22 protein-coding genes are annotated in these 26508 nt (G+C 71.1%); 1 reads left to right on the forward strand and 21 read right to left on the reverse strand.

Going from position 1 to position 26508, the window contains the following annotated elements; translation table 11 throughout:
* Positions 1-150 precede the first annotated feature (150 nt).
* The 21 genes from AB0C03_RS13595 to AB0C03_RS13695 all read right to left on the reverse strand — a co-directional run bounded on the left by AB0C03_RS13595 (position 151) and on the right by AB0C03_RS13695 (position 25959).
* Entirely contained in the window at positions 151-654 is a 504-nt protein-coding gene (locus tag AB0C03_RS13595) for a sensor histidine kinase (protein ID WP_357636781.1), read from the reverse strand.
* A 302-nt stretch (positions 655-956) separates the two neighbouring features.
* Positions 957-3071 (reverse strand): ThuA domain-containing protein, encoded by a 2115-nt coding sequence (locus AB0C03_RS13600; protein ID WP_030330397.1) that lies wholly within the window; start codon positions 3069-3071, stop codon positions 957-959.
* 75 nt (positions 3072-3146) lie between these two features.
* Positions 3147-5999, reverse strand: a complete 2853-nt coding sequence (locus AB0C03_RS13605) for a PQQ-dependent sugar dehydrogenase (RefSeq protein WP_400447596.1) — start codon at positions 5997-5999, stop codon at positions 3147-3149.
* A gap of 223 nt (positions 6000-6222) precedes the next feature.
* Positions 6223-7290: a polyprenyl synthetase family protein gene (locus AB0C03_RS13610; protein ID WP_030330399.1), complete on the reverse strand. Its 1068-nt coding sequence runs from the start codon at positions 7288-7290 to the stop codon at positions 6223-6225.
* Entirely contained in the window at positions 7287-8702 is a 1416-nt protein-coding gene (locus AB0C03_RS13615) for an alkaline phosphatase family protein (RefSeq protein WP_030330400.1), read from the reverse strand. The genes AB0C03_RS13610 and AB0C03_RS13615 overlap by 4 nt, the downstream gene beginning before the upstream one ends.
* Positions 8699-9898, reverse strand: coding sequence for a metabolite traffic protein EboE (gene eboE, locus AB0C03_RS13620; RefSeq protein ID WP_357636790.1), 1200 nt, complete (start codon positions 9896-9898; stop codon positions 8699-8701). Before eboE ends, AB0C03_RS13615 begins: the two co-directional genes overlap by 4 nt.
* Entirely contained in the window at positions 9898-10755 is an 858-nt protein-coding gene (locus tag AB0C03_RS13625; protein WP_030330402.1) for a TatD family hydrolase, read from the reverse strand. The genes eboE and AB0C03_RS13625 overlap by 1 nt, the downstream gene beginning before the upstream one ends.
* Position 10756: 1 nt before the next feature.
* Positions 10757-11365, reverse strand: coding sequence for an EboA domain-containing protein (locus AB0C03_RS13630; RefSeq protein WP_210865388.1), 609 nt, complete (start codon positions 11363-11365; stop codon positions 10757-10759).
* 53 nt (positions 11366-11418) lie between these two features.
* Positions 11419-12378: a sugar phosphate isomerase/epimerase family protein gene (locus tag AB0C03_RS13635; protein ID WP_357636794.1), complete on the reverse strand. Its 960-nt coding sequence runs from the start codon at positions 12376-12378 to the stop codon at positions 11419-11421.
* Entirely contained in the window at positions 12375-13352 is a 978-nt protein-coding gene (locus AB0C03_RS13640; RefSeq protein ID WP_357636797.1) for an SCO3242 family prenyltransferase, read from the reverse strand. Before AB0C03_RS13640 ends, AB0C03_RS13635 begins: the two co-directional genes overlap by 4 nt.
* A complete protein-coding gene (locus AB0C03_RS13645; RefSeq protein WP_357636800.1) occupies positions 13336-14499 on the reverse strand; it encodes an inositol-3-phosphate synthase in 1164 nt (387 codons plus the stop codon). Before AB0C03_RS13645 ends, AB0C03_RS13640 begins: the two co-directional genes overlap by 17 nt.
* 636 nt (positions 14500-15135) lie before the next feature.
* Positions 15136-16311, reverse strand: coding sequence for a Gfo/Idh/MocA family protein (locus tag AB0C03_RS13650; protein ID WP_374224275.1), 1176 nt, complete (start codon positions 16309-16311; stop codon positions 15136-15138).
* Positions 16312-16365: 54 nt separating this feature from the next.
* Positions 16366-17418 carry a substrate-binding domain-containing protein gene (locus AB0C03_RS13655; protein ID WP_030330408.1) on the reverse strand — a complete coding sequence of 351 codons (1053 nt, stop codon included), beginning with the start codon at positions 17416-17418 and terminating at the stop codon, positions 16366-16368.
* Positions 17419-17515: 97 nt separating this feature from the next.
* Positions 17516-18643: an ABC transporter permease gene (locus AB0C03_RS13660; protein WP_030330409.1), complete on the reverse strand. Its 1128-nt coding sequence runs from the start codon at positions 18641-18643 to the stop codon at positions 17516-17518.
* Positions 18640-20148 carry a sugar ABC transporter ATP-binding protein gene (locus AB0C03_RS13665; RefSeq protein ID WP_030330410.1) on the reverse strand — a complete coding sequence of 503 codons (1509 nt, stop codon included), beginning with the start codon at positions 20146-20148 and terminating at the stop codon, positions 18640-18642. The genes AB0C03_RS13660 and AB0C03_RS13665 overlap by 4 nt, the downstream gene beginning before the upstream one ends.
* A gap of 312 nt (positions 20149-20460) precedes the next feature.
* Entirely contained in the window at positions 20461-21639 is a 1179-nt protein-coding gene (locus AB0C03_RS13670; RefSeq protein WP_030330411.1) for an ROK family protein, read from the reverse strand.
* A gap of 296 nt (positions 21640-21935) precedes the next feature.
* Entirely contained in the window at positions 21936-22961 is a 1026-nt protein-coding gene (locus AB0C03_RS13675; RefSeq protein WP_210859094.1) for a YihY/virulence factor BrkB family protein, read from the reverse strand.
* A gap of 64 nt (positions 22962-23025) precedes the next feature.
* On the reverse strand, positions 23026-23835 hold the full coding sequence (locus AB0C03_RS13680; protein WP_030330413.1) for an ABC transporter permease: 810 nt from the start codon (positions 23833-23835) through the stop codon (positions 23026-23028).
* Between the two features lie 33 nt (positions 23836-23868).
* Positions 23869-24657, reverse strand: coding sequence for an ABC transporter permease (locus AB0C03_RS13685; protein WP_051708273.1), 789 nt, complete (start codon positions 24655-24657; stop codon positions 23869-23871).
* A 331-nt stretch (positions 24658-24988) separates the two neighbouring features.
* Positions 24989-25180: a DUF397 domain-containing protein gene (locus AB0C03_RS13690; RefSeq protein WP_030330415.1), complete on the reverse strand. Its 192-nt coding sequence runs from the start codon at positions 25178-25180 to the stop codon at positions 24989-24991.
* Positions 25171-25959, reverse strand: a complete 789-nt coding sequence (locus AB0C03_RS13695) for a helix-turn-helix domain-containing protein (protein WP_030330416.1) — start codon at positions 25957-25959, stop codon at positions 25171-25173. Before AB0C03_RS13695 ends, AB0C03_RS13690 begins: the two co-directional genes overlap by 10 nt.
* A gap of 267 nt (positions 25960-26226) precedes the next feature.
* Between AB0C03_RS13695 and AB0C03_RS13700 the strand changes: the two genes are divergently transcribed.
* Positions 26227-26463, forward strand: coding sequence for a hypothetical protein (locus AB0C03_RS13700; RefSeq protein ID WP_030330417.1), 237 nt, complete (start codon positions 26227-26229; stop codon positions 26461-26463).
* Positions 26464-26508 lie beyond the last annotated feature (45 nt).

Here is a 26508-nt window from a genome sequence, read left to right on the forward strand (position 1 = left end):
GTACGCGGCGTTCGCACTGTCACCGGTGGGTGCGGAACACACCTGGGCCCGGCGGGTTGCGCCTCCCACCGGGTCACCGGCCACCAGCACGGTCGCCGCCCTCAGCCTATTTCCGAGGTGCCCGATCGGGGAAGCCCTGGAGTCGACAGTTCATCCGATCATTTCCTCGGGGGCGGGCAGGACCGCCCGTACGGCGAAGCCCCCTCCGGCGCGCGGGCCGGCGGAGAAGGTGCCGCCGAGCCGCTCGGCGCGCCTGCGTACCCCGAGCAGACCTCGCCCGGCGACCTGGCTGCCGCCGCCTGCCGGGGCGGGCCCGACGCCCTCGTCGCGGATCTCGATGGTGATGCCCGCGGCGTCGTAGCGCAGGCGGACCCCGACCGCAGCGCCCGGCGCGTGCCGGCAGGCGTTGGTCAGCGCTTCCTCGATGATCCGGTACGCCACCACGTCGACCGGGCCGGGCAGCGGCCGGGGTTGCCCGGCCATGCTCCACCGCACCGGTTGGCCGGCGGTGAAGCCCTCCACCAAGGCGTCGAGACGGTTCAGGCTGGGCGTCGGCTCGGACGGGTCGTCGGGCTCCTCCGCCCGGCCCAGCGCACCGAGCAGCTGATGGCCTCGCGCCAGCACCGTCCCACGCCACTGCGCGAACAACCCCATGCTGGTCAAGGTACGGCAGCAAGCTGTGAAGCGGTCGGCGGCGTCCACGCAATGTGCCGCATCCGAATGCCCCGGCAGCGGTGCGGGGATCAGCCCACACCGAGGCTCCGACCTCCCCCGCAACCCCGCGCCCACGGCGGCCGGGCGAAGCGGTGATGGCGGGCCGGCCGGCGAAGCAGTGATGCCTCTGAGTCATCAGGATGACTCAGAGGCATCACGCTCGTTGGCGACACCGCTCGTCGCGCTTGTGCCGAGGCGGAGGGGCCGACGACGTGGGTCGCAGCCCCTCCGGGATCAGTCGGTCAGGGCAGGGTCCACTTCTGGTTGGCGGCGTTGAGGCAGGTCCAGAGGTGCACGATCGTGCTGTCGGCGGAGTTGTTGCCGGAGACGTCCAGGCACTTGCCCGACGACGGGTTGCGCAGGGTGCCGTCGGACTGCGCCGCCCAGTTCTGCGCGCCGGTGCCGTTGCACGTCCAGAGCTGGATCTTGGTGCCGTCGGCGGTGCCGCTGCCGTTGACGTCCAGGCACTTGCCGAGCGCCTTGATCGTCGAGTTCGGCGTCACCGTCCAGGTCTGCGCCGCGCTGCTGTTGCAGGTGTAGATCTGGATCTGGGTGCCGTCGGCGGTGGCACCGTTGCGCACGTCCAGGCACTTGCCGGCGAGACCCTTGATCGGGCCGACCCCGGTGCTGCCGCCGCTCCCCTTGACCAGTGTGAAGTCGTCCACGTCGAAGAGCCCGGTGCCGCTACCGGTGAAGGTGAGATACAGGTTCTGGGTGCCGGACGGGACGTTGGACAGCGCCGTGGTGACGTTGGCGAAGGTCGTCCAACTGCCGGTGTTGGGCACGGCGACCGAGCCCAGCACCGGGCCGGTGGCCGAACCGGTGCGCACCTGGATGGTGCCGCCCGCGCCGCCGGAGACGACCCGGGACGTGAACGAGGTGACCCCGGTCAGGTTGACGCCGTTGTAGGCGGCCCAGTCGCCCGGGTCGATGTAGCCGATGGTCTGCCCGCCGTTGGCGCCCGCCTTGGTGAACGCGGAGACGCCGTTGGCCGCGCTGAACGTCTCGGCCTGGATCGTGGTGTTGCCGGTCGGCGGCGGCGTGGTGCCCAACTCCTTGATCCGGATGTTGCGGAACGAGGCGTCGTCACCGGTGCCGTGGTTCTGGATGCCGATGTGGCCGGCCAGCGATCGGACCGGGTTGGTGTTGGTGAAGTCGTTGATCTTCACGCCGTTGAGGAAGATCTGCAGCCGCTCCCCCTCGACCAGCAGTTCGTAGGTGTTCCACTCCCCCGGCGCGTTCAGCGCCGCGTCGCGAGCGGCGATGTCGGCGGACTTGAAGGTGTAGACCGCGCCGGTGGTGCGGTCGGTCGCGTCGGTGGCGTCGATCTGGATCTCGTAACCGTTGTCGACCGCCGACCACGGGTCACTCGACGGTGGGAAACCGATGAAGATGCCGGAGTTGTCGTCACCGGCCAGCTTCCAGTCCAGCTTCAGCGAGTAGTTGGTGAACTGCTTGGCGTTGTACCAGAACAACCCCATGCCGCCGACCGAGGTCAGGGTGGCGTCGGAGTTGGTGAAGCTGCCCGGGCCGGCCTGTGACCAACCGGCCGTCGAGCCGTTGAACAGCGGGGTGTAGCCGGTCTCGGGCCGGCAGTCGGCCTTGCTCCGACCGGAGGCGTACCGGATGCCGCCGAGCAGGTGGTTGCGGAACGCCGGCTCCGCGTACGACGCCTGTGTGTGCCCCGCGCCGGTGTAGAAGGACCGGCCGCCGCTGTAGCTCTTGCACCAGCTCAGCGGGTGGTCGGCGCCCATGCCGCCGCCGGAGTACGACGACTCGTCAAGGGTGGCCAGCACGTGCGCGGTCGACCGGGCGTTGGTGCGGTAGTTGTACCACTCGTCGGTGCGGGTCCAGGTCTGCGGCAGGTGAGCGGTGGCCGCGTGGCCCCGGTCCTCCACCTTCATGTTGGCCTGCTGGATCGCCGGGTGCGAGGCGAACCACGCGCCCACCAGGTTGCCGTAGAACGGCCAGTCGTACTCGGTGTCGGCTGCGGCGTGCACACCCACGTACCCACGGCCGGAGCCGATGTACGACTCGAAGGCGGTCTGCTGGCTGGCGTTGAGCACGTCGCCGGTGGTGTTGAGGAAGACGACCGCCTCGTACTGGTTCAGGTTGCTGGTGGTGAACGCGGCGGCGTCCTCGGTCGCGGTGACGGTGAAGTTGTTCGCCGCGCCCAGGTCGCGGATGGTCTGGATGCCGACCGGGATCGCGTCGTGCCGGAAACCGGCGGTCTTGGAGAACACCAGCACGTCGTACGGGGCGTCGGCGGCGCTGGCCGGGGTGGCCGGGGTGGTACAGGCGATGACGGCGAGTGCGGCCATTGCCGCACCGAGGACGGGTCGCAGGCGTCTGCGCATATCGCTCTCCTAATTGCGGTTAGGAGGGGCCCCTCGCACCACACTAGGCGTTGTCGAAGGGCCCCTCCCGCCAGCTCAGGGCAGGGTCCACTTTTGGTTGGCGGCACCACTGACACAGGTCCACAGGTGGACCACGGTGCTGTCGGCGGAGCTGTTACCGGAGACATCGAGGCACTTGCCGGACGACGGGTTGCGGAGCGTGCCGTCGGCCTGGGCGGCCCAGTTCTGCGCGGCCGTGCCGTTGCAGGTCCAGAGCTGGATCTTGGTGCCGTCCGCGGTGCCGGCACCCGAGACGTCCAGGCACTTGCCCAACGACTTGATCGTCGAGTTCGCGGTGACCGCCCAGGTCTGCGCCGCGCTGCCGTTGCAGGTGTAGATCTGGATCTGCGTGCCGTCGGCGGTGGCGGCGCCCCGCACGTCCAGGCACTTGCCGCCCAGGCCCTTGATCGGCCCGGTCCCGCTGGCCGGCGGCGTGCCGGTGACGAAGGTGAACGCGTCCAGGTCGTAGAGCGCCCCGGTGCCCGACCCGGCGAAGGTCAGGTAGAGGGTGGTCGTGCCGGTCGGCGGATTGCTGATCGTCCCGGTGACGGTGGTGAAGGTTTCCCAGCCGCCGGTCACTGGGACCGTGGCCGAGCCGAGCACCGTGCCGGTGGCCGAGCCGGCCCGGACCTGGAGGGTGCCACCGGCACCCGCCGAGGAGACCCGGGCGTTGAACGAGGTCACGTTGCCCAGTCGGTACGGCTGGAAGGCGATCCAGTCGCCGTTGTTGATGTCACCGACGGTCTTGCCACCCTCGGCCGGGGTCTTGCTGAACACGTTGATCCCCGACGAGGTGGCGTAGAACTCGGCCTGACGGTGCCGCGGCGGCAGCGTGTGCTGGGTGTGCGTGGTCAGCCCACCGGCGTCGGTGTACTCGGCGTCGAAGATCGCGAAGATGTTCGCCGCGTCGTCGTGCTCGCCGTCGACCGGGATGGTGATCGATCCCGAGCAACCGGTCTTCGAGGTGATCTGGTGCCCGTGCTGGTCGTGCCCGAGCACGTAGGTCATCTTGACCTTGGTGCAGTCGATGGTGCCGTCCTCCGGGTCGGTCACCGTGATGCTGTACGGCACGGTGTCCCCGAAGCTGAACAGCTGACCGTTACCCGGGTTGTTGATCGTGACCGTGGGCGCGGTGTTGCCGACGCTGATCTGCACGCTGCTGCTGCCGGTGGCGCCCTGCGGGTCCCGCACCGTCAACGTGGCGGTGTAGGTGCCGTTGGCGTTGTACGTCTTCGACGGGTTCGCCGAGGTGGAGGTGGTTCCGTCACCGAACGCCCACGAGTAGGTGAGCGCGCCGCCCTCGGGGTCGGACGAGCCGGCCGAGGAGAACGCCACGGTGAGCGGGGCCGCCCCGGACGTGCGGTTGGCGCTGGCCTTCGCGGTGGGCGCCCGGTTGCCGCCACCGACGTAGTCGAAGCGGTAGAGCGCCGAGTTGGCGTCACCGTTGAAGTAGCCGGTGCCGTAGTCGAGCACGTAGTACGCGCCGTCCGGGCCGAACGCGGAGTCCATCACCTGCTTGCCGACCCAGGGGAAGGTGTCGATGGTGCCCCGGGAGCCGTCGGCGTTGACGTGGATCGGCTTGATCCAGCCGCGGCCGAACTCGGTGGCGAAGAACTGCCCGTCGAACGACTGCGGGAACTTGGTGGTGGAGGTCGACGAGGCGTTGTACCGGTAGACCGGGCCGCCCATCGGCGACTCGGAGCCACCGCCGAACTCGGTCGGGGTGCCGGCGTCGCCGGCGTACCGGATCCAGGCCGGCTGGGCCGGCGGCAGGGTGGTCAGGCCGGTGTTGCGGAACGAGTTGTTCGTCGGCCCGCCGGTGCAGTTGTACTTCGCGCCACTGGTGTTCGTCGCGAAGTCCCACTCGTTGTACGTCTCGGTGCTGGTGTTGGTGCCGGTGCAGTACGGCCAGCCGTAGTTGCCCGGTGCGGCGACCCGGTTGAACTCGACCTGGCCGGACGGCCCTCGGGTGGAGCTGGTGGAGCCGGCGTCCGGCCCGTAGTCACCGACGTAGACCACCCCGGTGGCCTTGTCCACGCTGATCCGGAACGGGTTGCGGAACCCCATCGCGTAGATCTCCGGCCGGGTCTTGGCCGTGCCGGGGGCGAACAGGTTGCCCGACGGGATGGAGTACGTGCCGTTGGCGTTCACCTTGATCCGCAGGATCTTGCCGCGCAGGTCGTTGGTGTTGCCGGCGCTGCGCTGCGCGTCGTACGCGGGGTTGCGGTTGGTCCGCTCGTCCAGCGGCGAGTAGCCGGCGGACTCGAACGGGTTGGTGTCGTCCCCGGTGGACAGGTAGAGGTTGCCGGCGGCGTCGAAGTCGATGTCCCCACCGACGTGGCAGCACAGGCCCCGGTTGGCCGGCACGTCGAGCACGTCGACCTTGCTGGACTGGTTGAGCGTGAAGTCCGCGTTGAGGGTGAACCGGGAGAGCCGGTTGACGCCGTTCCAGGCCGAGAAGTCGGTGCCGGTGGCCGGCGCGTCACCGCCGGGGGTGGAGAGCGGCGGGGCGTAGTAGAGGTAGATGTACCGGTTGCTGGCGAAGCCCGGGTCGACCCCGACGCCCTGCAACCCCTCCTCGTCGTGGGTGTAGACCGACAGGGTGCCGATCACGCTGGTGGTGCCGCCCGCGTCGGTGCGGCGCAGGGTGCCGTTGCGGGCGGTGTGCAGGACCGAGCGGTCCGGCAGCACCGCCAGGGACATCGGCTCACCCATGTCGGTCACGCCGCGGGCCAACTCGACCTGCTGGAAGTCGCTGGCGACGATGGTGTGCGCCTGCGCGGGGGCCGAGCCGGCGGCGAGTGTGACAGTGCCGGCGGCGACCGCGAGCAGCAGTGCCGATCCGGCGGAGAACCATCGTCGGGACCGTTGTCTGAAAACGTCCTTCATGGACATCTGTGCTGCCCCTTCCTGACGAGTGACTGCCAGGCCGGGCGCGCGCCGTCGCGCCGGATGCCGTAGCGGTGGTGGGGGTCGATGGGTTACCGCGCCGCCGGTTCACCTCGACGAAACATTGTCGTGTTGGTCACGACACTAAGTCCCATGTGTCGATGTGTCTATATCTTCCGGCGGTTCAGCATCAACTTTCGTCGATTTGATCGAAAGTCGCCGGTCAGGCGCGTCGGTCGATCGCCTGCCCGGCCAGCTCGACCAGGGCCACGCGGGCATCGTCGGCCACCGCCGCGCTCTGTAGGGCGGACAGCGCGGCCGCCGTCCGGACCCGGATCATCTGCTCGATCCGCTCCCGCGCGCCGGTCGCCTCGATGATCTCGCGCAACTCCGCCGCGCCCTCGGCGTCCAACGCCGGGTTGCCGAACAGCTCCCGCAGCCGGACGGTCTGCGACCGGTCGGCGGCGCTGCGGGCCAGCGCCATCATGACCGTCGGCTTGCCCTCACGCAGGTCGTCCAGGACCGACTTCCCGGTGACCGCCGGATCACCGAAGACGCCCAGCACGTCGTCACGGAGCTGGAAAGCGTCACCCAGCGGATCACCGAACTCGCCCAGCGCGGCGATCAGCTCCGGTCCCGCGCCGGCCAGGGCCGCGCCGATCTGCAAGGGTCGGGTGACCGTGTACCGGGCGGCCTTCATCCGGATCACGGTGAGCGCGCTGGCCACCGAGCCGTCCCCGACGCCCGAGACCAGGTCCAGGTACTCCCCCGCGATCACCTCGGTACGCATCAGCGCGAACACGCCGTAACCCCGGTGCACCTGCTCGGTGCTCAGCCCGCACTCGTGGAACATCTGATCCGACCACGCGGCGCAGAGGTCCCCGCAGAGCAGCGCGGTGTTGCGGCCGTACGCCTCGGGGTCACCCCGCCACGACGAGCGGGCGTGCAGGTCGGCGAAGAGCCGGTGCACCGACGGCTCACCGCGGCGGCGGTCGCTGCCGTCCAGGATGTCGTCGTGGATCAGCGCGAACGCGTGGAACAGCTCCAGGGCGGCGGCCGCCACCACGATCGGGGTGCCGTCGGCCGCGCCCGCCCCGCGCCAGCCCCAGTAGCAGAAGAGCGGTCGTATCCGTTTGCCACCGGCCAGCACGAACCGTTGCAGGGCGGTGAACACGCCACGCGGCGCGCCGTCGGGCCAGTCCGGGCCCTGCCGCTCCAGGAACCCGGCCAGTTCCGCGTCGAAGCGTGCCCGCAGCCCGCTCGTGTCGGTGGGCGCGACGGTGACCGTCATGTCCGCTCCCCTGAACCGCTCGCGCCGTCGACGCCTAATCCGGCCAGCTCCAGCAGCAGCGCCTTGACCTCGGTGGCCGCGATCTTGTCGCGGGCCGCCGTCGGGTCGGAGCAGAGCAGCACCGGGGCGTCGGCCGGGTCGTCCGGCAGCCGCCCGTGCGAACCGCGCACCGCCCGCGCGCCGGCGTCCAGGCCGACAGCGCTCATCAGGTAGCGCATGCCGAGCTTCTTGCGAGCCAGCGCGACCCCGGCCCGGGCCTTCGCGGCACCGGGGTTGGCCGGGTCGAAGAACAACTCCGCCGGGTCGTAACCCGGCTTGCGGTGAATCTCCACCAGCCGGGCGAAGTCCGGCGCCCGGGCGTCGTCCAACCAGTAGTAGTACGTGAACCAGGCGTCCGGCTCGGCCACGAGCACCAGCTCACCGGCGCGCGGGTGGTCCAGCCCGTGTGCGGCCTTGCCGTCGGCGTCGAGCACCTCGGCCACCCCGGGCAGGTTGGCGCAGAGCTTCGCCACCGCCGCGACGTCGGCCGGGTCCTTGACGTAGACGTGCGCCACCTGGTGGTCGGCGACAGCGAACGCCTTCGACGTCCACGGATCGAGGTACTCCATGCCGGCCTGGGTGTGCACCCGTAACAGCCCTTCGGCGCGCAGCAACCGGTTGACGTCCACCGGCCGGGACACGTCGGTGATGCCGTACTCCGACAGCACCACCACCGTGGCGTCCCGGGCCCGGGCGGCGTCCAGCAGCGGGCCGAGGACCGCGTCCAGCTCGGCCGCCGCCGCGGCGGCCTCGGCCGACGAGGGGCCGAAACGTTGCAGGTCGTAGTCCAGGTGCGGCACGTAGACCAGCGTCAGGTCGGGTGACACGTCGGCGAGGATCTGCTCGGCCGCCTGGCAGATCCACCGTGACGACGGCAATCCGGCCGTCGGCCCCCAGTAGGTGAACAGCGGGAACGTGCCCAACCGCCCGGTGAGCGCGTCGTGCAGCTCCGGCGGGTCGGTGTAGCAGTCCGGCTCCTTGCGCCCGTCGGCGTAGTAGACCGGCCGGGGCGTGACAGTCCAGTTCACGTCGGCGCCCATGGCGTACCACCAGCAGACGTTGGCCACCGTGTAGCCGGGTTCGGCCCGCCGGGCGGCCTGCCAGAGCTTGTCCCCGCCGACCAGCGCGTTGTGCTGCCGCCACAGCAACACCTCGCCCAGTTCCCGGAAGTACCACCCGTTGCCGACGATCCCGTGCCCGCTGGGCGGCTCGCCGGTGAGGAAGGTGGACTGCACCGAGCAGGTCACGGCGGGCAGCACGGTGCCCAGCTCGGCCCGGAAGCCGCCGTCGGCGACTCCCCGCAGTCGCGGCATGTGCGCCAGTAGTCGGGGCGTCAACCCCACCACGTCGAGGACCACCAGTCGCCGGCTCATCGCGTCACTCCCATACTCACGGATCGCTGCGCGGTCAGGCCGAGGCCGACCAGTTCGTCGCGGGCGAAGGCCAGTTCCGCGGCGATGCCGGCGGCCAGCTCCGCATCGGTGCCGGGCCGTCGGGCGGCCGGCAGCACCCCCCAGGTGTACGTCTCGACGTCGAGGTGGTCGCAGCCGGCGGTCGGACCCTCGAAGAGCGCTCTCAGGGCCGCGCGGAGCACCGGCAGGGTCGAGCCGAGCGGTTCCTCGGGCGGGGCGTGCAGGGGCACGTGGTAGTGCACCCGCCACGGGCCGGGGAGCGCCCGGTCCAGCGCCTCGTCCAGGTCGTCGGCCGCGTACGCCGGGTCGGCCGGGTCGGCCAGACCGGCACAACCGGCGCCCCGGGTCTGGTGCAGGAAGCGGGGCTCCACCCAGCGGCGCAGCGCCTCGGCCCCACCCTCCGGGTCGGCGGCCTCGACGGCGGCCGACACCTGCACCTTCACCACCGGAAGGCCGGCGGCCCGCAGCCGGTCCAGCGCCTCGGCGGGCTCCTCCCAGGCGCAGGCCAGATGGGCCAGGTCGACACAGACACCCAACCGGTCGGTGTCCATTCCGGACAGCAACGCGGCGGCCTGAGCGGTGCTCTCCACGACACAACCGGGCTCCGGCTCGAAGGCGATGCGCACCTCACGGCCGGTGTCCCGCTGCACCGTGGCCAGGCCGGCGGCCAGCTGGTCCAGTCGCTGTCGCGCCGCGTCCGCGCGGCCGGTGTCCCACGGTTGCCGCCAGGCCAGCGGCAGGGTGGAGATCGAACCCCGGGCCGCGTCGTCGGGCAGCAGGTCGGCGAGCACCCGGGCCAGGTCCAGTGTGTACGTCAGACGCTGCTCGGTGGTCCAGTCCGGGTGGTACACGTCCTGCTTCACCACCGGTGCCTGGAAGGCCGCGTACGGGAAGCCATTGAGGGTGACCACCTCCAGACCGCGCGCGTCCAGTTCGGCGCGCAGCCGGCGGCGCAGCGTCGGGTCGGCGGCCAGCTCGGCGGCGACCGGGGCGGCCAGCCACAGGCCGAGCCCGAGCAGGTCACTGCCGAGCGCCTGACGCACCGGCAGGGCGTAGGTGTCCAGTTGGCCGAGGATGCCGGCGAGGTCCTCGGCGGGGTGCACGTTGGTGCAGTAGCCGAGGTGGACGGTCTCGCCGCCGGCGTGTCGCAGCCGCATCAGCTACCGCCGCGCAGGATCGAGTTGCCGGTCTGCGGGTCCACGGCGGCGCTGACGTCCAGGTCGCTGAGGTCGAGCCGCCCCGACTGCCCGTAGAACTCCACCGGGTTGCGCCACAACACCGTGTCGACGTCGTCGTCGCTGAAGCCGGCCGCCAGCATCGCCTCGCCGGTGGCCCGGGTCAGCAGCGGGTCGGAGCGCCCCCAGTCGGCCGCCGAGTTGACGAGCATCCGGTCCGTGCCGTACTCGCGCAGCAGCTCCACCATCCGCTGCGGGGTCATCTTGGTGTCCGGGTAGATCGAGAAGCCCAACCAGCAGCCGCTGTCCCTGACGAGCTTGACGGTCACCTCGTTGAGGTGGTCGACCACCACGCGACCCGCGTCGATGCCGGACTCGGCGACCACGGCGAGGGTCCGCTCGCAGCCGCGCGCCTTGTCCCGGTGCGGGGTGTGCACCAGCGCCGGCAGGTCGTACGCCACAGCGAGGGCGAGCTGCGCGGCGAACGCCTCGTCCTCCTCGGGCGTCATCGAGTCGTACCCGATCTCGCCGACCGCGACCACCGCGTCCTTGTCCAGGTAGCGGGGCAGCAGGTCGAGGACCGGACGGCAGCGCGGGTCGTTGGCCTCCTTGGGGTTCAGCGCGATGGTGGCGAAGTGGCGCACCCCGAACTGCCCGGCCCGGAACGGCTCCCAACCGATCAGCGAGTCGAAGTAGTCGGTGAACGAGGCCGCGCTGGTGCGCGGTTGCCCCAGCCAGAACGCCGGTTCCACCACCGCGCGCACGCCGGCGGCGGCCATCCGTTCGTAGTCGTCGGTGGTGCGTGAGGTCATGTGGATGTGGGGGTCGAAGATGCGCATGTCACGCCTCCCGGGGCAGTGCGGCGGTGAGCCGGTGGAGCAGGTCGGTGGCGTCGGCGGGCAGGTCCCGGCCGGCGGCGTGCCGTTCGGCGGCGAGCGCGGCCAGCATCGCGGCCAGTTCGCCGTCGGCCCGGGTGTCCAGGTCGGCCACCGCGGCCAGGGGGACGCCGCTGAACACGCACTTGAGCACCGCCTGTCGCCAGGCGGCCGGGTCGAGGTGCCGGGCGTACGGGCCGAGCGCGGCGGCGACCAGCCGGGTGTCGTTGGTCCGGATCGCGTCGTGCAGCAACGGCACGCCGGCGGCGCCGATCGGCAGCAGCGACAGGGCCCGCAGCACGGCTCGCCGCTCGGCCGCGTCACCGTGCTGGTAGAGGCGCTCGGCGTACTCCGCGTGCTCGCCGGGCAGGCTGGTCAGCAGCAGCACCCGGGCCGCGTCGTCGGCGGTCCAGCCGGGGGCGTCGGGCAGCGCGGCCCGGCCGCAGCGGCGGCCGACGGCGGGGAAGAGCCGGGTGATCGCGGTGGGCTCGGTGGTGACCCGGCGCAACGCCGTGTCCAGCCAGTCGGGATCGGGTACGCCTCCCAGCGCGGCCCGTAGTGAATCCGGTGTCATCCCGTCTCCTCCCTCTTGCTGCTCCAGGCGCCCCACCACCCTTTGCTCTGCACCTACATATGCGCCGGGGCCTCTTCAGTGGGTGTCGCCTCGGCGGGTGCAGAGCAAAGGGGGCTGGCAGAGTGGTCATCGGCGGCTGTCGCGGCGGCGGCGCGCAGGAACTCGATCGACCGGGCGGCCACGGCGGGTGCGGCGTGCGAGTCGCGGGGCAGCTCGACGGCGACCAGGCCGCGGTAGCCGGCGTCGCGCAGCGCGGCCAGCACCGGCGGAAAGTCGATCTCGCCGACCCCGAACTCCAGGTGCTCGTGCACGCCCCGGCGCATGTCGTCGATCTGCACGTTGACCAGGTGATCGGCCACCTCGGCGACGCACTGCGGCACCGGCCACGGCTCCAGGCACCGGCAGTGGCCGATGTCGAGGGTGATGCCGAAGCGGGCCGGGCTGCCGAGGGCGGCGTACAGCCGACGCCAGTCGGCGATGTCCTGCACCAGCATGCCCGGCTCCGGTTCGAACCCGACTGTGACGCCGGCGGCGTCGGCCGCGTCGACCACCGTGGCGCACCCGGCCACCAGCCGGTCCCAGGCGCACTGCTGCGGCACCGCCTCGGGTCGGACGCCGGCCCAGAACGAGACCGCCTCCGCGCCCAGGTCGGCACCGATCCGCACGGCCCGCCGCAGGAACTCGATGCGCCGGGTCGGGTCGTCGTGCAGCAACGTGGGGGCGTGCTTCTGCCACGGGTCGAGCAGGTAGCGGGCCCCGGTCTCGATGACCACGGCCAGGCCCAACGATTCCAGCCGGCGACCGACGGCGGCGACCCGGCGGGTGAGCCCGGGCGCGAACGGGTCCAGGTGGTCGTGGTCCAGGGTGAGCGCCACCCCGTCGTAGCCGAGTTCGGCGATGACGGCGAGCGCGTCGTCGAGCCGGTGGTTGGCGAAACCGTTGGTGCCGTACCCGAGGCGCAGCGTCGTGGCGTCGGCGGCCGGCGCGCCCGGTCGGGGCTCGGGGACGCTCATGTCGGGGAGACCTTCCGGGCCAGCCGTCGACCCAGCGGCGCGGCCGCCGCGACGGCCACCCCGAGCAGACCCGCTCCACCCCGCGCGGTGAGGGCACCCTGGAGGGCCGGCAGCCCGGTGATCCCGGCGCCGACGGCGGCGCGGACCCGTCCGGCCGACGGGTCCCGGACAACCTGGGCCTGGGCCGCGCCGTACCGGGCGGCGTACCAGCCGGCCAGCACGGCGGGCAGCACCGCGGCGATCCCGGCCATGCGGCCGCGGCCCGCGCTCACCCCGATCTCGCCGACGGCCTCGGCCCGGTCGGTGGCTCCGGCTCGGTCGGTGACTCCGGCCTGTTCAGCGCTACGAGCGGCGGCGCGTCGGGCCCCTGGCGCGGCGACGGCGGCGCTGGCGGCGACCAGCGCGGTGCCGGCCAGGGTGCGCATCGGCAGGGTGGCGTCGGCGCCGGTGACCTCCCGGCGGGACAGCGCGGTGACCGTCCAGGTGTGCGCGGCGACTGTCGCCGCCGCCGGCAACGCCCGGGTCAGCCGGCCGCCGGACGCGCCGAGCAACACGTCCAGGCCCCGGCAGGCGGCCATCACCGCCGGGCCGGCGGCGGTGTTCTTGGCCAGCAGGTCGTACCCCCAGATGGTGGCGGCCAGCGGCACGGCGAGCGCGGCGGCGCGGCGACCGCCCACGGCGGCGGCCAGGCCCACGCCGGCGGCGGTGAGGCCCGCCGCGAGACCGACCGCGGCGGCCGGGGTGACCCGCCCGCTCGGGATCGGTCGTTCGGGCCGCTCCTCGGCGTCCAGGCGTCGGTCGGCCCAGTCGTTGGCGGCCATCCCGGCCCAGTAGAGCAACACCGAGGCGCCGGCCAGAGCCGGGGTACGCGGGCTCAACGCGCCGGCCGCCGCGGCCCCGGCGATCACGTCACCGGGCACCGAGAGCGCCGCCGGAGCGCGGACCAGCTCGGCAAGATCAGCCAACGTTGTCATGGGCACCGTCCCCGCCGTGCAGTTGCCGGGTGAAGGCGGTCAGCCGGGCCCACTGTTCGCCGAGCGAGTGGGTGGGCGCGCCCAGCGGGTCCTTGAAGAAGAAGCCCAGGTCGACGAGCGGTCCCACCTGCCCGGCGGCGTGCGCGGCGGCGGTGAGTCGGGCCAGGTCGAGCACCAGCGGCGCGGCCAGCGCCGAGTCGCAGCCGTGCCAGGTGAACTCCATCCGCATGCCGGTGCCGAGGAAACCGGTGAAGGTGATCAGATCCCAGGCGGTCTTGAAGTCGCCCAGCTCCTCGACGTACTCGATGCGGGTGCCGCCCTGCGGGACGTAGCCCAACGTCTCACCGAGCACCCGCTGCTTGCTCTGCACCTTCGCCGCGTTCGCGGCCGGGTCGGCGAGGGTCGCGCCGTCGCCGCCGCCGAGCAGGTTGACCCCGGACCAGGACCCCACGGCCAGGTTGCGCATCGCGAACATCGGCGCGAGCACCGACTTGACCAGGGTTTCCCCGGTCTTGCCGTCGTGGCCGGCGTACGGCAGGCGGGCCTCCTCGGCCAGCGCGGCGAGCGCCGGCAGCCGCAGCCCGGTGGACGGGGTGAAGTCGACGTACGGGCAGCCGGCGAGCAGCGCCGCGTAGCCGTAGAGGGAGCTGACCGGCAGCACCTCGTCCGGGCCGTCGAGGGCGGCGCGCAGCGCGGCCGGGTCGGCGTGCCCGGGGTGCGGTCGAGGGGCCGGCTCGGTGGCGGAGACGTTGACCACCACCACCCGGTCCAGCTCGTGTCGCTCCCGGAAGGTGGTGAGATCACGGACCACGGCGGCGGCCCGGTCGGCCTGGGTGTCGCCCACCGGTGCGGGGCGCAGCTCCTGCTCGACCACGCCCAGCTCGTCGCGGAGCGCCGCGACCAGCCGCCAGGGGATGACACCGGCGTCAGCGAGGGCCTCGGCGCGTTTGCACAGCGGAGTGGTGGCCAGGTCGTGCCCGCCGAAGACGAGGTCGGCGAAGGCCGGCAGGGCCGGGCCGCGCAGCTCGGGCAGCTCGGTGACGCAGCCGGTCGGCCCGGCCAGACCGGCCCGCAGCGCGAGCCCTCCGACGATGCTGGTGGTCGCAACGGACCCGCGCGCTCCTACCAGCCAGACACCTGTTCGCATGGTGCTCCTTCCCCGTTCACGAGGAACCGTCGGTACCGCTAAATATAGGAATATCAGAATATGTTTCGGAAAGATACGCCCCGGTTTTCCGAACAGCCGGGGTGGATGGGCCCCGTCCGCCCGTCCCGCACCGGAACAACACCGGCTTCCGACGTCGGCGTCGGCGGCGACGACGCCGGACCGGTCCCGGCAGGTGCGAGCAGACGGGGCTGGTAGGCAGGGTCGGGTCGGCGTCTCGACCCTGCCTCCCCCGCATCCGGCCGGTCGGGGCGTTGGCATGCCCCGGCCGGACGCCTCAGGCCGCCGCGCCCACCGGAACACCGACCGGACCACGACCCGTTGGAAAGCGTCGGGCGGGTACGGCAGGGCTCGGGGTAGCGGCGGACGGTCTCATCAGGTCCTGTGGATCCTCACCGGTGGCGGTCCTCCGGTGCGACCGGGGAATCCCGGTCCGGTCACACCGGACGACCGTCCTGCTCGTGCGCCACCGGGCCGTACGGCCCGGGTGCACGCTCCCCGATGCCGACCTCTGTCCCGGCCACGGGGCGCAATCCGTGGCTGGTCCCTCGCCGGTCGGCGTCGGAAAGCCCGTCGGGCGACGGCGGCGCGTTCACCGCCGTCGCGGATGGTCAAAGGTCAGACGGCCGCCGCGGTCAGCGTCGGCGCCACCTCGGCCCAGGAGGAGCCGAGCTCCGCCGAGCGCGTCACCGCGTCCAGCACCAGCTGGACCTGCAACGCGTCGGCGAAGGAGGGAGTCGGGTCGACACCGGTGGCGACCGCCTCGATGAAGTCGCGCATCTCGTGCGTGAACGAGTGCTCGTAGCCGATGATGTGGCCTGGGGGCCACCACGCCGACATGTACGGGTGCTCGCCCTCGGTCACCAGGATGCGGCTGAAGCCCTGCTCCGCGGCCGGTCGGGTGGCGTCGTAGAACTCCAGCTCGTTGAGGCGCTCCAGGTCGAAGACCACGCTCCCCAGCGATCCGTTGATCTCGACGCGCAGGCCGTTCTTGCGGCCGGTCGCGAAGCGGCTGGCCTCGTACGTGGCCAACGCGCCACCGTCGAGCCGGGCCACGAAGACCGCGGCGTCGTCGACGGTTACCGGCCCGGTGGGCGCACTGCCGCCGTCCACGGTGGCCGCCAGGCCGCTCGACTCGGCCGGCAACGGCCGCTCCTTGACGAACGTCTCGGTGACCGCGCTGACGCCACTGATCCGCTGACCCGTCACGTACTGGGTCAGGTCGATGATGTGCGCCCCGATGTCACCGAGCGCGCCGGAGCCCGCCCTGTCCTTCTGCAACCGCCAGACCAGCGGGAACTGCGGGTCCACGATCCAGTCCTGCAGGTACGTCGCACGGACGTGTCGAATCACCCCGAGCCGTCCGTCGGCGACCAACTGGCGCATCATCGTGACCGCGGGGACCCGGCGGTAGTTGAACCCGCACATCGACCGCACTCCGGCGGCCCGGGCGGTGTCCGCCGCGGCGGTCATCGCCCGTGCCTCCTCCACCGTGTTGGCCAACGGCTTTTCGCACAGCACGTGCTTGCCGGCGGCCAACGCGGCGAGAGCGATCTCGGCGTGACTGTCGCCCGGGGTGCAGATGTCGACGACGTCGATGTCGTCCCGGTTGATCAGGTCACGCCAGTCGGTGGTGTACGCGTCCCAGCCGAGCCGGTCGGCGGCGTCGGCCACCTTCGCTGTGTCTCGGCCGCAGATCAACGCCATCCGGGCCCGTGCCGGCAGGTCGAACACGCGGTTCACGGTGCGCCACGCCTGCGAGTGCGCGGCGCCCATGAACGCGTAGCCGACCATGCCGACCCGCAGTTCTTTGTCGTTCGTGGACAAGGTGGGTCTCCCCCCGGTATGTCAGAACCCGAGCTTGTCGTAGCTGCTCGCGTTCTCCTTGGTGATCGTCTCCGAGGCCAGGGTCACTTCCTTGGGCACCTGCAGCTCCGTCAGGTCGCCCAGGCCCCGACCCTGCGCGATGAGCCGCGCGAGGGAGACCGCCGAGGAGGCCATCGACGGGTTGTAGGTGACAGTGGCCTTCAGCACGGTGTTGTCGGCCTTGATCGCGTCGATCGCGAGCTTGGAGCCCGCGCCGCCGACCATGAAGAACTCCGACCGGTTGGCCTGCTTGATGGCCGCGAGCACACCGATGCCCTGGTCGTCGTCGTGGTTCCAGACAGCGTCGATCTTCGGCAGCGCCTGGAGCAGCTGGGCCGCCTCGCGCTGGCCGCTGTCCGAGGTGAACTCGGCCGAGCGCCGGTTGCTCACCGTGAACCCGTAGGTGGCCAGGGCTGCCTTGAAGCCGTTGCTGCGCTCGACGGTCAGCGGGATCTCCAGACCGGCGATCTCACCGATGACCGGGTTGGCGACACCCTTGTCCTTGAGCATCTTGCCGATGAAGTGCCCGGCCGAGACGCCCATGCCGTAGTTGTCGCCCTTGATGACCAGCCGCGAGGCCAGCGCGTCGGGGAACGCCCGGTCCAGGTTCACGATCGGGATGCCCGCCTGCATCGCCTGGAGGGCAACGGCGTTGACCTCCTTGCCGTCGTGCGGCAGCACGACGATGATGTCCGGCTTCTGGGCGATCAGCGTGCCGAGCGTGGAGCGCTGGGCCTCGGAGTTCGACCCGCCGTCGACCTCCTTGAACTCCACGTCCGAGTAGGCCGCGGCCTGCGCCTTGGCGTTGGCGTGGATCGCGCCCATCCAGCCGTGATCGGCGGCCGGCGCGGAGAAGCCGATGACGACCTTCTTGCCCGGGGCGTTGTTGCCTTCGGCGTTTCCGGCGGCCTTGGTCTGGGTGCTGGCGGCCGGAGTCTCGTTGCTGGTGCACGCGGTGAGAAGGGTGGCAGCGCCCACTGCGGCTCCACCGAAGAGCAACCGGCGGCGCGACAGGTCGCGACTGTGCTGGGTCATGAATGACCTCCTGGGAGCGGGATGTGACTTTGTGAGGGTGTGCGGGCCCCGGCCACCGTCGAAGATCTCGACGTCGCCAGGACAACGGTGCGGTGCGTCAGGTTGCGGTGGTGACCCTGTTCCGCGCGAGGAGCCGAGTGACGGACTTGAACTGGAACTGCTGGACCAGGACGGCGGCGACGATGATGCCGCCCTTGACCATGTTCTGGGCCTCGATGGAGAGGCCGTTGATGGCGAAGAGGTTCGTGATCGTGGCGAAGATGATGACGCCGAGCAGCGAGCCGACGATCGTGCCCCGGCCGCCGCTGAGCAACGTCCCGCCGATGATCGCCGCGGCGATCGCGTCCAACTCGTACAGGTTGGCCATCGCCGCCTGCGCCGAGGTGGCCTGCGAGGTGAGCATGATGGCGGCGATGCCGCAGCAGAGACCGGAGAGCGCGTAGAGCAGCATGGTGTGCCGCCGGACGTTGATGCCGGCCAACCGGGCCGCCTCCGGGTTGCCGCCGACGGCGATGGTCCGCCGGCCGAAGGTCGTCCGGTTGAGCACCACCCACCCGGCCAGCACCACCGCGCCGAGGATGTAGACGAGGATCGGGATGCCGATCACCTTGCGCGCCGCGATGTCGTTGATGAAGGTGCTGCTCGACACCTGGGTCTGCTTGTTGGAGATCGACGCGGCGAGGCCGCGCGCGGCCACCAGCATCGCCAGCGTCGCGATGAAGGGCACCAGCCGCCCGTACGAGATGAGCACACCGTTGACCAGGCCGACGCAGATGCCGACCACCAGGGCGGTGAAGATCATGCCGCCGGCGCCGTAGCTCTGGGTGGCCACAGTGGTGCACCAGACCCCGGCCAGCGCGACGATCGCACCGACCGACAGGTCGATACCACCACCGATGATCACGAAGGTCATCCCGACCGTGACCACGCCGACGACGGAGGCCAACTGGAGGATGGCCAGCACGTTGTTCCAGACCCAGTTCGGGTCGCCGTACAGGTCGGGCTTGGTGACCGCGCCGACCACGATGAGCGCGGCCAGCACCCCGATCAGACCGAGGTTGCGCTTCGCGCCGTCGCCGCCGTCACCCCGCCACCAGGAGAGCTTCCCCCCGGAGGATGCTTTGTCGCTGGCCACCGCAGTCTCCGCCGGGTCCACCGGCGGCGACTGTGCCGGAAGCTGCGGGCGCTCCGGTGTCGCGGTGGGAGTGGGAGTCGCGTCGCTCATGCCGGTGCGCCTTCCATCAAGGACCCCGCCATCACGAGGTCAAGCACAGTGTTCTCGTCGAGTTCGCCGGCCGCGGCTTCGCGGACGACCCGCCCTTCCCGCATCACCAGCACCCGGTCGGCCAGACCCAGCACCTCGGGCACCTCGCTGGAGACCAGCAGCACCCCGACGCCCTGCGCGGCCAACGCCCGGATGACCTGGTAGAGCTCAGCCCGGGCGCCCACGTCCACACCCCGGGTCGGCTCGTCGAGAAGCAGCAGTTTGGTGCCGCCGAGCAGCCACCGCCCCACCACCACCTTCTGCTGGTTGCCGCCGGACAGGGTGCGGACCGGCCGGTCGACGTCGCGGGGCCGCAGCTCCAGGGTCTCGGCGATCCGGTCCGCCTCGGCGCGTTCCTTGGCCGCGTTGGTGAAGCCGAGCCGCGCGTACCGGCCGAAGGTGGCCAGCGTGACGTTGCGGTAGATCGGCTCGCCAAGCAGCAACGCCTGGCTCTTACGTTCCTCCGGGGCCATCCCCATGCCGGCGCGAACCGCCGCGCCGACGCCGGGCCGCAGGACCTTGCCGTCCATCCGCACCGTGCCGGCCTCCGGCAGGCGGGCACCGTAGATCGTCTCCAGCAGCTCGGAACGACCGGAGCCGACCAGCCCCGCGATGCCCACGATCTCCCCGGCGCGCACGTTCAGCGAGACGTCGGCGAACTCGCCCTCGCGGGTCAACCCCTCCACCTGGAGCAGGTCGGCACCCGCCGGGTCGTCGGCCGGCCGGTCCGGGAAGACGTACTCGATGGTGCGGCCGGTCATCCGGCTCACCAGGTCGCGGGTCGGGGTGTCGCGCGCCGGCAGGTTCGCCGCCGTGGTCCGGCCGTCCTTGAGTACGGTGACCCGGTCGCCGATCTCGCGGATCTCCTCCAACCGGTGGGAGATGTAGATGACGGCGATGCCCTGCGCGGTCAGCTCGCGGATGATCCGGAACAGGTTGCCGACCTCGTCGTGGGCCAGCACCGCGCTCGGCTCGTCCATGATGATCAGTCGGGCCTCGTGCGACAGCGCCCGGGCCATGCTGACGATCTGCTTGCCCGCCGCCGGCAGGGACCTGACCATCCGCCCCGGCGGAATCTCACCGTGGCCGAGCCGGCTGAGGATCTGCCGGGTGTGCCGGGCCATCCGGCCGCGCCGGACGAACCCGAAGCGGCGGTACTCGTGCCCGAGGAAGGCGTTCTCCGCCACCGACAGGTCCTCGACCAGGTCAAGCTCCTGGTAGATCGTGGCGATGCCGGCCTTCATGGCCGCCTGCGGGTTGGCGAACGTGGTCGGCTCACCGCGCCACTCCACCAGCCCGGAATCCGGTTGGTGCACCCCGGCGAGCACCTTGATGAGGGTGGACTTGCCGGCGCCGTTCTGCCCGAGCAGGCAGTGCACCTCGCCGGCACGCACCTCCAGCTGCACGCCGTCGAGCGCGCGTACGCCAGGGAAGGTCTTGACCAGATCGGTGAGGCGCAGGACCACCTCGCCCGCGACGGTGTCGGCGGGAGCCTCGACCAGCGGCGCCTCGGCGACGGCCTCGGCCGACGCGGTGGCGGGGTCATCCTCGGGCAGGGCCACAGTCTCCTCCTCGCTCACGACGGAATCTCGAACAGCTCACTGTGCCGGCCTCTGTTCGCGACTGCGGGGCTCGCAAACCCGGCTCACTCCTCGCGCTCACGATGCCGGCCTCTGTTCGCGACTGCGGGGCTCGCAAACCCGGCTCACTCCTCGCGCTCACGATGCCGGCCGCTGTTCGCGACTGCGGGGCTCGCAAACCCGGCTCACTCCTCGCGCTCACGAGGCTTCCCCGAAGGCGACGTCGCTCGCGAGCACCGCCGCGCCGGTGACACCGGCCCGGCCGCCCAGCTCGGACAGGACGACGGGAAGGTTGCCGGTGGCCAGCGGCAGCGACCGGCGGTAGACCACGCTGCGGATCTCGGCGAGCAGGATGTGACCCAGCTGGGCCAGCCCGCCGCCGATCACGATCATCGACGGGTTGGTGAAGCTGACCAGGCCGGCGAGCACGCCGCCGACCCGCCGTCCGCCGTCGCGGATCAACTGGATGCAGGTCAGGTCGCCCTCGACGGCGCCCTCGGCGACGTCCAGGGCGGTCACCACACCACGCAGGGCCAATCGCTCGGCGAGCGCCGGCGACGTGCCACTGCGGGCGGCGGCCGCCGCGTCCTTGGCCAGCGCGGCGCCGCTGAACAGCGCCTCCAGGCAGCCGACGTTGCCGCACGAGCACATCGGACCGTGTGAGTCGACCTGGATGTGGCCGATGTCGCCGGCACAGCCGTCGGTGCCCCGGTAGACCTCGCCGGTGAGGTAGATGCCGCACCCGACGCCGGTGCCGATCTTCACGAAGAGGAAGTCGTCCACCGAGTGGGCGACACCGCCGTGCCGCTCGCCGATCGCCATGATGTTGACGTCGTTGTCGACGACCGCCGGGCAGCCGTGCTCCCGGCTGAGCAGTTCACGCACCGGGAACCGGTCCCAGCCCGGCATGATCGGCGGTGAGACCGGCACGCCGTCACGGAAGCTGACCGGGCCGGGTACGCCGATGCCCACCGCGTCCAGTCGCTCGTACGCGCCGTCGACCCGGGCCTTGTGCAGCAGCTCGTTGACCCGTTGCAGGGTCACCTTCGGGCCGTTGCGGATGTCCGCCGCCTCGGCGTAGTGGGCCACCGGTTCGAGGCGACCGTTGACCACCTCGACGTCCATCGAACTGGCGCCGAGGTCGACGGCGGCGAAGCGCAGCTTCGGGTTCAACTCGACGAGCGTCGAGCGACGCCCACCTCGGGACGCGGCGAGCCCCGCCTCGGCGACGTAACCCAACGCCACCAGGCGGTCCAGCTCGGCCAGCATGCGTGGACGCGGCATCTGGAGGCGGTCGCCCAGCTCGGCGCGGGACACGGCCCCCTCGTCGCGGAGCAACCGCAACAGTCGCACGTGCAGGGGGTCGACGGTACGCACCGGGGAGGCCCCCTCTTCATTGGCAGCGTTCACATCGACGCAATGCCGATGTGTTGTGTCCGACACAGTAAGAGCGTTCAGCGCCGCCTGTCCAGAGCTTCAACCGTTCCGAGACCAACTTTTGTCCGAAAGAACAAAAGCTACTAGTCGATCAAGGAAAGGATCACGGACGGCCTGCGACCCCTCGCCGCCAGTTTCATCGACAGACATGCAATCGCCCCGCCAGCCGATCCTCGGGTGGCGGGGCGATTGGCGCTCTGCTGGCCTGTGCTGGCCCGGCTCCTGGCGCTGGGCCGTCAGCGGCGGCCGGCGGAGTTGCGCTTCTTGCGGAGCTTGCGATCGTCGCGCAGCTCGACGTACGGCTCGTCGTCCACCGGGTGGCCGGCGGAGATCGCGCGACCGCGTTCCAACTCCGCGTCGAACTCCGCCCCCAGCAGGATCGCGATGTTGCTCAGCCACAACCAGACCAGGAAGATGATCACGCCGGCCAGCGTCCCGTACGTCTTGTCGTACGAACCGAAGTTGCTCACGTAGAAGGCGAACAGGCCGGAGATCACCAACCAGATCACCACGGCCAGCACCCCGCCCGGGCTGACCCAGCGGAAGCCGCCGTGCCGCGCGTTGGGCGAGGCCCAGTAGAGGATCGCGAACATCAGGCTGACCAGGACCAGCAGCACCGGCCACTTGGCGACGTCCCACACCGCCACCGCCGTCGAGCCGACCCCGATCACGTCACCGACCGATTCGGCCAGGCGGCCGGTGAAGACCACGATCACCGCGCTGGCCAGCAGCAGCACCCCGATCACCGCCGTCACGCCGAGCCGGATCGGCAGCGTCTTCCAGATCGGTCGCCCCTCCGGCACGTCGTAGATGGTGTTGGAGGCACGCATGAACGCGCCGATGTAACCGGAGGCCGACCAGAACGCGGCCAGCAGACCGACGATCGCGGCGATGCTGGCCAGGCCACCGTTGCGGCCCGCGGTGTCGATCGCGCCCTCGATGATCTTCTGGATGCTGTCGTTCGGCACCGCCTGGTTGACGGTGTCCTTGACGCCCTCCGTCGCGCTCTCGCCGAGCAGGCCGAGCAGGGAGATCAGCACCAGCACGCCGGGGAAGATGGACAGCACCCCGTAGTACGTCAGTGCCGCCGCCCAGTCGGTCAGGCTGTCGTCCTGGAACTCGGTGATCGTTCGGCGGAAGGCCGCCTTCCAGCCACTGCCGGGCAGGTCGGTGGGGCTGTCCGGGCCCGCGTCGGGGCCAACGGGCGTGGTGGCCCGATCGCGATCACGCTCGCGCTGGGCGGAAGACTCGTCCGAGGCCATCGCCCCTCCTCCTGGTCGGTGGTGTCACCTCCGGTCATGCCCCGTCGACGGGCGCGGATAACCCCTAGGTGTAGAGCAACCTGGCCATTCGCCGGGAAGCCACCAGCAGGCCGAGCACCACCATCGCCAGCAGGTAGAGCACGTCGAGCAGCCAGAGCCAGCCGCCGCTGCCCAGCGTGACCCCGCGGATCAGGTGCACCGAGCGGTACAGCGGGGTGATCTCGACGAGCCAGTGCAGCACCGTCGGATAGGCCTGCGCCGGCACGAAGGTGCCGGAGAAGAGGAAGAGGGTGAACTGCGCGGAGCCCATCAGGTCGAAATCCTGCCAGCTGCGCATCAGGGTGGCGATCGTCATGCCGAGCGCCCCGAACGCGAACCCGACCAGCACCGCGGCCGGGAGGGCGGTCAGCGCGCGGGCGACGCTGGTCAGATCCAGGGCGACCATCACCCCGAGGAACGCCGCCGAGTAGGCGCCGCCCCGCAGCATCGCCCAACCCAACTCGCCCACGGCGATCTCGAACGGCCGTACCGGGGTGGCGATCATCCCGTCGTACAGCTTCATGTACTTCATCTTGCCGAAGAAGTTGAAGGTGGTCTCCGCGAGCGCCCCGGTCATCGCCGAGGCGGCGAGCATCGCCGGGGCCACGAACTCGGCGTACGAGACCAGCCGCCCGTCGGGCAGCGGCAGGTCGCCGACGAGCGCTCCGACGCCCACCCCGATGGAGAGCAGGTAGAGCAGCGGCTCCACGAAGCCGGAGAGCAGCAGCAGCCAGTAGACCGACTTCAGCGCCGCGACGTTGCGCCCGAGCACCGACGCCGACCGCCGGGACGCGGCGGAGACGTCGACCAGCCGGGGCAGGATCAGCGTGACCACGACACCCTCTCTGCTCGCTCTTCGGGTTGCTGTTCAGACGACGAGCTTGCGGCGGAACGCGCGCACCGCCAGCAACCAGCCGGCGATCGCCCAAGCGGCCAGGTAGAGCAGGTGCCCGACGATCGACCACTGCGGGGCGACACCGAGCGTGGCCGCCCGGCACAGGTCCACGGCGTGCCACAACGGCGTCACGTACGCCAGCCAGCGCAGCGCGTCGGGCAACGACTCGACCGGGAAGAACACCCCGGCGAAGAGCGTCATCGGAATGACCGCGAACCGGAACAGCATCGCCAGCCAGTTGTCGCTCGACACCGACGCGGCGTACGCGAAGGTCGGCGCGGCGACGGCCAGCCCGAGCAACGCCACCACCGGCAGGGTGGCCACCGCCCACGGCGAGCGCAACGCCCCGAACACCCCGGTGACCAGCAGGAACGCCGCGATGGTGGTGAGCACCCGGAACAGCACGAAAGCCAGGTGCCCGGCCACGATGTCACCCACCCGCAGCGGCGAAGCGCCCTGCGCGAAGTAGGTCTTGACCCACTGGAAGTTGCTGAACACCGGCCAGGTGGAGTCGCCGACGGTCACCTGGAGCGCGGTCGAGGCGATCAGCCCGGGGACCAGCCAGTCGAGGTAACGCACCCCGCCGACGCCCTGGTCGATGTAGGCGCCGACGCCCAGCCCGAAGCCGAGCACGGTCAGCACCGGCAGCAGGAACGAGGAGAACACCCCGGCCCGCCAGGTGCGTCGCAGACCCACCAGGTAGTGCTCGAACACCGCGTACGCCGGCACCCAGGGGAACCGCGCCGATCCCGCCACACTCACCCGATCACCCCGCCCACCGCGTCGTCCACCACGACCTGTCTACCCCTGGGGTACGACAGACCGCCGGTCACCCTACGACGGGCCCGCCGACGTGTCGCCCGGGTTTCGCCGCGCGCCACTCGAGGCCCGCTCGTTGATCAACTCGGGTTTCAAGAAGTCGGGGTGTCAACGGCCGCGGGTCGGCCCGACTTCCTGAAAGTCGAGTCGATCAGCGGGGCGACCCGCACCCGAGACGGGTCGGTGCCGACGGCGTCGACCGGTATCGGGAACTCCCTCCGGCCAGCGTCCACCCGAGTTCGGCCGCGGAACCGATCGGAGCGACGACCGCCACCTACCGGCCGACGGGGTCGGACCCGACGAACGCCCGCCACGCGCCAGGCGTGAAGACGAGCACCGGGCCGCCCGGGTCCTTGGAGTCGCGAACGGCGACCACACCAGGAATGTTGTCGGCAACCTCCACACAGTTGCCGCCATCCGGGCCGCTACGGACGGTCTTGCGCCACCGGGCGCCGGTCAAATCCATGTCTCCGCTACTTCCGCCATCAGATCGAGGGACTGCCTGTGCGATAGTGCCTCACCGCGGATCGACTCCCACACCTCGACCATCTGCCGGATGTACTCGACTCGGTCGATCACCTGCCCATGGCGCTGTCCGGCGAGGTAAACGAGGTCCTCCCCCTGCGTCGAGGTAGCGATCACAAAGGGGCCCCCGAGCCCAACGTAAGCACCGGCAGCGGTTGGCACCACCTGAATTCGGACCCTGGGAAACGCCGAACCAAGCTTCACGAGGTGCTGAATTTGCTCGACCATCACTGCCGGCCCACCAACCGAGCGGCGCAGCACGTGCTCATCGATCACGGCTGTGAGCAGTGGGGGCCGGTCGCGGGTGAGCAGTCCCTGACGGTCCAGCCGGGTCGCCACCTGCTGCTCGACCTCGTCCGGCGCGAACAACCCGCCGCCGGTCAGTAGGGCGCGGGCGTACCCCTGGGTCTGCAACAGACCTGGCACACACAGCGGCTCGAACGAGCGCAGTGCGGTTGTCTCCTGCTCGATGGCGGCCCAGTCGCGGAACCACGGCACCACGGCCTCGCGGCTGATCCGCCGCTGGATGCGTTCGAACCGACCGTCAGCTGAGAACACGGCGTCACACCGGCGGGCGAAGTCGAGACTCGGCCGCCGCTCGGACGTCTCCACCTTGGCGACCAGCGCCCCGGAGTAGCTCAGCGCCTCGGCCAGCGCCGTCTGCGACATGCCACTGGCGGCCCGGGCCAGCCGCAGCTCCTCGGCGAAGTGCTCCAGCATGGACGAACTCTCCACGGACAACCCCCGTACATCCTCGTACCGTGCCGGGCCGGCCGCCGTACGCGCTGGTCGTCGGCGTGCGGAACCTCCCACCGTAGTCGGATCCTCAGCAGACTGTCACGCAGCGGAACCGCTCACGGGATCGGACGGCGGGCGGAACCAGGCCGGGAGCGCCCTGTGACCCCCCGATCCGGGGCGCTCCCACCCACCCGACGGAGGTTCCCTCGTGCCACTGACCCGGTCGACTCATGACGGTGGCGGGCACTGATGCCCCGGTACCGCCCGCACGTGGCGGCCCGGCCGTCCTGGCGCTGCCGGGTCTGCGGTGCGGCGTGGCCCTGCTCGCCGGCCCGTCTGGCGCTGCTCGGCGAGTACCGCGAGGACCGGATCAGCCTGCTCATCTACCTCGCCACTGTGCACCACGAGGCGGCCGGGGACCTCGCCGGCCAGGTCGACAACGACCGGCTGTGCGACCGGTTCCTCACCTGGGCCAGAGCCCGCTGAGCGGTGATCGTTGGCAGCTCAGCAGCGCGACACGCGGCAGCGGTT

Source organism: Micromonospora parva (genome assembly GCF_040649675.1).
Lineage (GTDB): Bacteria > Actinomycetota > Actinomycetes > Mycobacteriales > Micromonosporaceae > Micromonospora > Micromonospora parva.

What these genes read in the sequence shown, in the direction of transcription:
- AB0C03_RS13700 (WP_030330417.1), top strand. Translation starts at nt 26,227, where the DNA reads ATGCCCCGGTACCGCCCGCACGTGGCGGCCCGGCCGTCCTGGCGCTGC.
- AB0C03_RS13645 (WP_357636800.1), bottom strand. Translation starts at nt 14,499, where the DNA reads ATGCGAACAGGTGTCTGGCTGGTAGGAGCGCGCGGGTCCGTTGCGACC.
- AB0C03_RS13610 (WP_030330399.1), bottom strand. Translation starts at nt 7,290, where the DNA reads ATGACGGTCACCGTCGCGCCCACCGACACGAGCGGGCTGCGGGCACGC.
- AB0C03_RS13605 (WP_400447596.1), bottom strand. Translation starts at nt 5,999, where the DNA reads ATGAAGGACGTTTTCAGACAACGGTCCCGACGATGGTTCTCCGCCGGA.
- AB0C03_RS13655 (WP_030330408.1), bottom strand. Translation starts at nt 17,418, where the DNA reads ATGACCCAGCACAGTCGCGACCTGTCGCGCCGCCGGTTGCTCTTCGGT.
- AB0C03_RS13650 (WP_374224275.1), bottom strand. Translation starts at nt 16,311, where the DNA reads ATGGTCGGCTACGCGTTCATGGGCGCCGCGCACTCGCAGGCGTGGCGC.
- AB0C03_RS13625 (WP_030330402.1), bottom strand. Translation starts at nt 10,755, where the DNA reads ATGCGCATCTTCGACCCCCACATCCACATGACCTCACGCACCACCGAC.
- AB0C03_RS13635 (WP_357636794.1), bottom strand. Translation starts at nt 12,378, where the DNA reads ATGAGCGTCCCCGAGCCCCGACCGGGCGCGCCGGCCGCCGACGCCACG.
- AB0C03_RS13695 (WP_030330416.1), bottom strand. Translation starts at nt 25,959, where the DNA reads ATGCTGGAGCACTTCGCCGAGGAGCTGCGGCTGGCCCGGGCCGCCAGT.
- AB0C03_RS13630 (WP_210865388.1), bottom strand. Translation starts at nt 11,365, where the DNA reads ATGACACCGGATTCACTACGGGCCGCGCTGGGAGGCGTACCCGATCCC.
- AB0C03_RS13660 (WP_030330409.1), bottom strand. Translation starts at nt 18,643, where the DNA reads ATGAGCGACGCGACTCCCACTCCCACCGCGACACCGGAGCGCCCGCAG.
- AB0C03_RS13595 (WP_357636781.1), bottom strand. Translation starts at nt 654, where the DNA reads ATGGGGTTGTTCGCGCAGTGGCGTGGGACGGTGCTGGCGCGAGGCCAT.
- AB0C03_RS13675 (WP_210859094.1), bottom strand. Translation starts at nt 22,961, where the DNA reads ATGGCCTCGGACGAGTCTTCCGCCCAGCGCGAGCGTGATCGCGATCGG.
- AB0C03_RS13600 (WP_030330397.1), bottom strand. Translation starts at nt 3,071, where the DNA reads ATGCGCAGACGCCTGCGACCCGTCCTCGGTGCGGCAATGGCCGCACTC.
- AB0C03_RS13690 (WP_030330415.1), bottom strand. Translation starts at nt 25,180, where the DNA reads ATGGATTTGACCGGCGCCCGGTGGCGCAAGACCGTCCGTAGCGGCCCG.
- eboE (WP_357636790.1), bottom strand. Translation starts at nt 9,898, where the DNA reads ATGCGGCTGCGACACGCCGGCGGCGAGACCGTCCACCTCGGCTACTGC.
- AB0C03_RS13615 (WP_030330400.1), bottom strand. Translation starts at nt 8,702, where the DNA reads ATGAGCCGGCGACTGGTGGTCCTCGACGTGGTGGGGTTGACGCCCCGA.
- AB0C03_RS13640 (WP_357636797.1), bottom strand. Translation starts at nt 13,352, where the DNA reads ATGACAACGTTGGCTGATCTTGCCGAGCTGGTCCGCGCTCCGGCGGCG.